Origin of the sequence: Mesorhizobium sp. M1A.F.Ca.IN.020.03.2.1 (assembly GCF_004023205.1) — a bacterium.
GTDB lineage: Bacteria > Pseudomonadota > Alphaproteobacteria > Rhizobiales > Rhizobiaceae > Mesorhizobium.
Window position 1 is genome coordinate 1 of the sequence record NZ_RZSV01000305.1, and the last position, 5556, is coordinate 5556.

Genomic DNA, 5556 nt, shown 5'->3' on the forward strand with positions numbered 1-5556 from the left:
TCCTTGAGCCAGATGCGGTCGTCGCCGCGCAGCGCGAACGCCTTGGCGATGTCGCGTTTTCCGGAGCGGTCGGGGTTCTCAGCGATGTAGCGCAGGATTTCGTCGCGCGAGGGCCGGTAGTCATCCTTGACCACCTTCGCCCTGGTGTCGGCGCTGCGCGGATCGCCGTGACTTCTTCCGGAGATCCTGCGCGCCACGTCGTGCTATCCTTTCTTTGCCGCCCGGCGGAACGGCTTCTTGCCGCCTCCGCCCTTGGCTTCCTTCTCGGCAATCAGGGCGATTGCCTCGTCCATCGTCACCGATTGCGGATCCTTGCCCTTGGGCAGCGTCGCATTGACCTTGCCGTAATTGACGTAGGGTCCGTAGCGGCCGTCGCGCACGACGATCTTGCCGCCGCCGTCGGGATGCTCGCCCAGTTCCTTCAACGCAGCCGGCGTGCTCCCGTTGCGGCCGCCCTTGCCCTTCTGCTGCTTCTCGGCGATCACCGAAACGGCGCGGTTCAGGCCGATCGAGAACACGTCCTCGATGCTTTCGAGATTGGCGTAGGTGCCGTCGTGCAGCACGAAGGGTCCGTACCGCCCAAGACCGGCCGAGATCATCTTGCCGGTTTCCGGATGCTTACCGACATCGCGCGGCAATGCCAGCAGCGCCAGCGCCTTCTCATGGTCGATCGACTCGGCGGTCCAGCCCTTGGGCAGGCTCGAGCGCTTGGCGTCCTTGCCTTCGCCGCGCTGGATGTAGGGGCCGAAGCGGCCGCTCCTGAGGGTGATCTCCTCGGCGGTGTATGGATCCTTGCCGAGCAGCTTGACGCCGTCCTCGCCATTGCCGTTCTCGCCGTTGGGATTGGCGGCGTCGCCAAGCTGGCGGGTATAGGAGCATTCCGGATAATTCGAGCAGCCGACAAAGGCGCCGAACTTACCGAGCTTCAGCGACAGGTTGCCGGTGCCGCATTTCGGGCAGACGCGCGGGTTTGAGCCGTCCTCCCGCGCGGGGAACACCAGCGGCGCCAACTCGTCATTGAGGGCGTCAAGCACGTCGGAGACGCGCAGTTCCTTGATGTCGTCGACGGCGCCCGAAAAATCCTTCCAGAAGTCGCGCAGCACGTCCTTCCAGGCGAGCTTGCCGTCGGAGATCTCGTCGAGCTTTTCCTCGAGCGAGGCTGTGAAGTCATATTCGACATAGCGCTCGAAGAAGCTTTCGAGGAAGGCCGACAGCAGCCGGCCCTTGGCCTGCGGCACCAGCTTGCGCCGGTCGATGGCGACGTAGTCGCGGTCCTCGAGCGTCTTCAGAATCGCCGTGTAGGTCGACGGCCGGCCGATGCCGAGCTCTTCCAGCTTCTTGATCAGCGACGCCTCGGAATAGCGCGGCGGCGGCTCGGTCGTGTGCTGGGTGGCGTTGATCGCCTCACGGGCAAGCTGCTCGCCGGCGCGGATCTCGGGCAGGCGGCGGCTTTCCTCGTCCTCCGCGTCCTCGTCCTTCTGGTCGGTGTAGGCGGCGATGAAGCCGTCGAAGCGGATGACCGAGCCGACCGCGCGAAGCTCGGCGGTGCGGGCGCCGTTGACCGCCTCGATCTCGACCGTGGTGCGCTCGATCTCGGCCGGCTGCATCTGGCTGGCGATCGCGCGCTTCCAGATCAGCTCATAGAGGCGCGCCTGATCGGCATCGAGATATTGCCTGACCGATGCCGGCGTGCGCTTGAAATCGGTAGGGCGGATCGCCTCATGCGCTTCCTGGGCGTTCTTGGCCTTGACCGAATAATAGCGTGGGTTTTCGGGCAGGTATTTCGCGCCGAACTCGCTGGCGATGGCATCGCGCGCCGCGGTGATCGCCTCCGGCGCCATCTGCACGCCGTCGGTTCGCATATAGGTGATGAGGCCGGCGGTCTCGCCGCCGACATCCATGCCTTCGTAAAGCTTCTGCGCCACCTGCATGGTGCGGTTGGCCGAGAAGCCGAGCCGCGAGGAGGCGGCCTGCTGCAGCGTCGAGGTGGTGAAGGGCGGGCCCGGATTGCGCTTGGTGGGCTTGGCTTCGACCGACAGCGCCTTGAAGGTCGCACCTTCGAGCATCGCCTTGATGTCGTCGGCCTGGGCCTTGTTGGCGAGGTCGAGCTTCTGCAGCTTCTTGCCGGCATAGGCGGTCAGCCGCGCCTCGAAACTGTCGTTGCGCGGCGTGTTGAGGATGGCGGCGATCTGCCAGTATTCCTCGCGGACGAAGCGCTCGATCTCGGATTCGCGGTCGCAGACCAGCCGCAGCGCCACCGACTGGACGCGCCCGGCGGAACGGGCGCCCGGCAGCTTGCGCCACAGCACCGGCGAGAGGGTGAAGCCGACGAGATAGTCGAGCGCGCGGCGCGCGAGATAGGCGTCCACCAGCGGCGCATCGATCTGGCGCGGATTGGCCATGGCCTCCATTACCGAGGTCTTTGTTATGGCGTTGAAGACGACGCGGCTGACCGGCTTGTCCTTCAGCGCGCGCTTCTGCCTCAGCACTTCCAGCACATGCCAGGAAATCGCCTCGCCCTCGCGATCCGGGTCGGTGGCGAGGATCAGCCCGTCGGCGTCCTTGACCGCCTTGGCGATGTCGGCGAGGCGCTTGCCGGAGGCGGTGTCTACCGACCAGGACATGGCGAAGTCCTCGTCCGGGCGCACCGAGCCGTCCTTGGCCGGCAGATCGCGGACATGGCCGAACGAGGCCAGGACCTTATAGTTCTTGCCCAGATATTTGTTGATTGTCTTCGCCTTGGCCGGCGATTCGACGACGACGACGTCCATGAGGTCTCTTATCAGCTGTGAGGCGGCGGAAGAGCTCCGCGGCGCACGACGAAATCCCACTCTTTTCGTCGCTCACATGGCCGTGCTTTTGCAATCGGTCAAGGGGACAGGCCCAATTTGCGAACTGGCCGACAGCGATACACTCTTAGAGTGTATGGCGGAGAACACATTTTTTGGCGCACCGACGGATCGTGTCTTGGTTCGGTCTTTTACCGAGGGGAGTCGCCGACAGAACCAGCATCGGCCCGGCGGTACGCGGACGGCACGCGGCACTGGCGCGCCATCCATTGAACGCGCAGCGGCCGCCGCTTCTTCCTCGGCTAGCGACCACGCGCCACACAATGGTGATTGGCACGAGGGCGCCGGCATCGCTATATCGGCGCCAGCACAACCGGGGCATCGTGAAATGGCATTGGACATCGGCTATGTCAGCGCGGTCGGAGCAGGGGCGATCTCGTTCCTGTCGCCGTGCGTGCTGCCGCTGGTGCCGCCTTATCTTTGCTACATGGCCGGCGTTTCGGTCGACGATTTCCGCGGCAACGCCGGCGCGACGGCGCGCGAAGGCGCACGTGGCGCGCTGCTCTATGCCTCTGTTGCCTTCGTGCTCGGCTTCTCGACCGTCTTCGTCGCGCTTGGCGCCGGCGCCTCGACGATCGGCCGGCTGCTGCGCGTCTGGCAGGAACCGCTGGCGATGGTGGCCGGCGCGCTGATCATCATCATGGGCCTGAATTTCCTCGGCATCGTGCGCATCCCGCTCTTGTCGCGCGAGGCGCGCTTCCAGTCGCAGGGCAAGCCGGCCAGCATGATCGCCGCCTATGTCATGGGGCTGGCCTTTGCCTTCGGCTGGACGCCCTGCATCGGCCCGGTGCTGGGGCCGATCCTGACTTTAGCCGGCGGCCGCGAGACGGTGGGCGAGGGCGCGCTGCTGCTCGCCGCCTATTCGCTCGGGCTCGGCATCCCCTTCCTGATCGCGGCGCTGTTTTCCGGCGCCTTCATGCGCTTCTTGGGAGAATTCCGCGTCCATCTCGGTCGCGTGGAAAAAGCGATCGGCGCGCTGCTCGTCGTCGCCGGCGTGTTTTTTCTCACCGGTGGCGTGCAGAGCGCATCCTACTGGCTGCTGGAAAACTTCCCGGCGCTCGGGCGGCTCGGGTGATCTGCCACTTCGTGCACAGGATCGAATTGTGGACCCGCCGATCAAGAGTCCAGGTGATCCGCTGTCTCACCGGAATTTAACCGCATTGGTGCAGCATCACGCCGCTGCTAGCATGCGATGATTTGAATCCTTTCATACGGTTGCCCTATGAGCCAGAGATCCTGCCTGTCCGTCATCCTCGCCGCCGGCGAAGGTACGCGCATGAAGAGCGCGATGCCCAAGGTGCTGCACGCCATTGCCGGCCTGCCGATGGTGGCTCATGTGGTGAAGGCCGCTGAGGCCGCCGGGGCAACGGGTCTGGCGCTGGTGATCGGCCACGGCGCCGACGAGATGCGGAAGGCGGTGCAGAAATTCGCGCCGAAAGCCGAGACCTTCGTGCAGGAGAAGCGGCTCGGCACGGCCCATGCGGTGCTTGCCGCGCGCGAAGCGATAGCGAAGGGCTACGACGACATCCTCGTCATGTTCGGCGACACGCCGCTGATCGATGCGGCAGCGCTGGCTGCCGCGCGGCAGAAGCTGGCGGAGGGTGCTGCCGTTGCGGTGATCGGCTTCCGCCCGCCCAATCCGACGGGATACGGCCGGCTGATCGAGAAGGGCGGGCGTCTCGTCGCCATCAGGGAGGAGAAGGACTGCTCCGAGGCGGAAAAAAAGCTCGGCTTCTGCAATGCCGGGATGATGGCGGTGGCCGGCAACCAGGCGCTTCGGCTGCTCGACAAGGTCGGCAACAACAATGCCAAGGGCGAGTTCTATCTCACCGACATCGTCGAGCTCGCCGGCGCGGACGGGCTCGATGTGGTGGCCACGGAGGCGAGCTTCGAAAGCGCGCTCGGCATCAACAACCGGGCCGAGCTCGCCGAGGCGGAAGCTATCTGGCAGGCGCGCCAGCGGCGCGAGGCGATGCTTGCCGGCGTGACGCTGATCGCGCCTGAAACCGTCTACTTCTCGCACGACACCGAGATCGGTGCCGATACGATTGTCGAGCCGCATGTCTGGTTCGGCCCGGGCGTCAAGATCGCTTCAGGGGCGAAAATCCACGCCTTCAGCCATATCGAAGGCGCCACGATCGCTTCCAATTGCGATGTCGGGCCGTTCGCGCGGCTGCGGCCGGGCGCCGATTTGCGGCAAAAGGCCAAGGTCGGCAATTTCTGCGAGGTCAAGCAGGCAACGATCGAGGAAGGCGCCAAGGTCAACCACCTGACTTATATCGGCGACGCGCGGGTCGGTGTTGGGGCGAATATCGGCGCTGGCACCATCACCTGCAACTATGACGGCTTTTCCAAATTCTTCACCGATATCGGCGAGGGCGCGTTCGTCGGCTCCAACTCCGCGCTGGTGGCGCCGGTCACGATCGGCAAGGGTGGCTACATCGCTTCGGGCAGCGTGATCACCGAGAGCGTGCCCGACGATGCGCTGGCCTTCGGCCGCGCCCGCCAAAAGACGCTGCCCAGAAAAGGCAAGGAATTGCGCGAGCGCTTCGCGTCGGCGGCCGCGGCGAAGAAAAGAGCCGCGGAATGATCGTCAAAGGACGTTTGCTGGGCCGGCGCCGCTGGCGCCAACCATAAATGATCGAGCACCGCGCCGCGAAAAACCAACCATTTGCAGTAACCGGATTGCAAGCGCGGCGTGTCATGG

General features: G+C 65.1%; 4 protein-coding genes. 2 read left to right on the forward strand and 2 right to left on the reverse strand.

What is annotated here, in order from left to right; genetic code table 11:
* Window positions 1–197 (reverse strand): hypothetical protein (locus tag EOA79_RS29065; protein ID WP_164893987.1); only part of this gene is annotated, 197 nt, incomplete at its 3' end.
* Between the two features lie 6 nt (window positions 198–203).
* Window positions 204–2771 (reverse strand): type I DNA topoisomerase, encoded by a 2568-nt coding sequence (gene topA / locus EOA79_RS29070; RefSeq protein WP_128293520.1) that lies wholly within the window; start codon window positions 2769–2771, stop codon window positions 204–206.
* A 406-nt stretch (window positions 2772–3177) separates the two neighbouring features.
* On the opposite strand from topA, the gene EOA79_RS29075 reads away from it, so the two are divergent.
* Window positions 3178–3924: a cytochrome c biogenesis CcdA family protein gene (locus EOA79_RS29075; RefSeq protein WP_095825218.1), complete on the forward strand. Its 747-nt coding sequence runs from the start codon at window positions 3178–3180 to the stop codon at window positions 3922–3924.
* Between the two features lie 147 nt (window positions 3925–4071).
* Window positions 4072–5439, forward strand: a complete 1368-nt coding sequence (gene glmU / locus EOA79_RS29080) for a bifunctional UDP-N-acetylglucosamine diphosphorylase/glucosamine-1-phosphate N-acetyltransferase GlmU (protein WP_095825219.1) — start codon at window positions 4072–4074, stop codon at window positions 5437–5439.
* The last annotated feature ends 117 nt before the right edge of the window (window positions 5440–5556 follow it).

What these genes read in the sequence shown, in the direction of transcription:
- EOA79_RS29075 (WP_095825218.1), top strand. Translation starts at nt 3,178, where the DNA reads ATGGCATTGGACATCGGCTATGTCAGCGCGGTCGGAGCAGGGGCGATC.
- glmU (WP_095825219.1), top strand. Translation starts at nt 4,072, where the DNA reads ATGAGCCAGAGATCCTGCCTGTCCGTCATCCTCGCCGCCGGCGAAGGT.
- topA (WP_128293520.1), bottom strand. Translation starts at nt 2,771, where the DNA reads ATGGACGTCGTCGTCGTCGAATCGCCGGCCAAGGCGAAGACAATCAAC.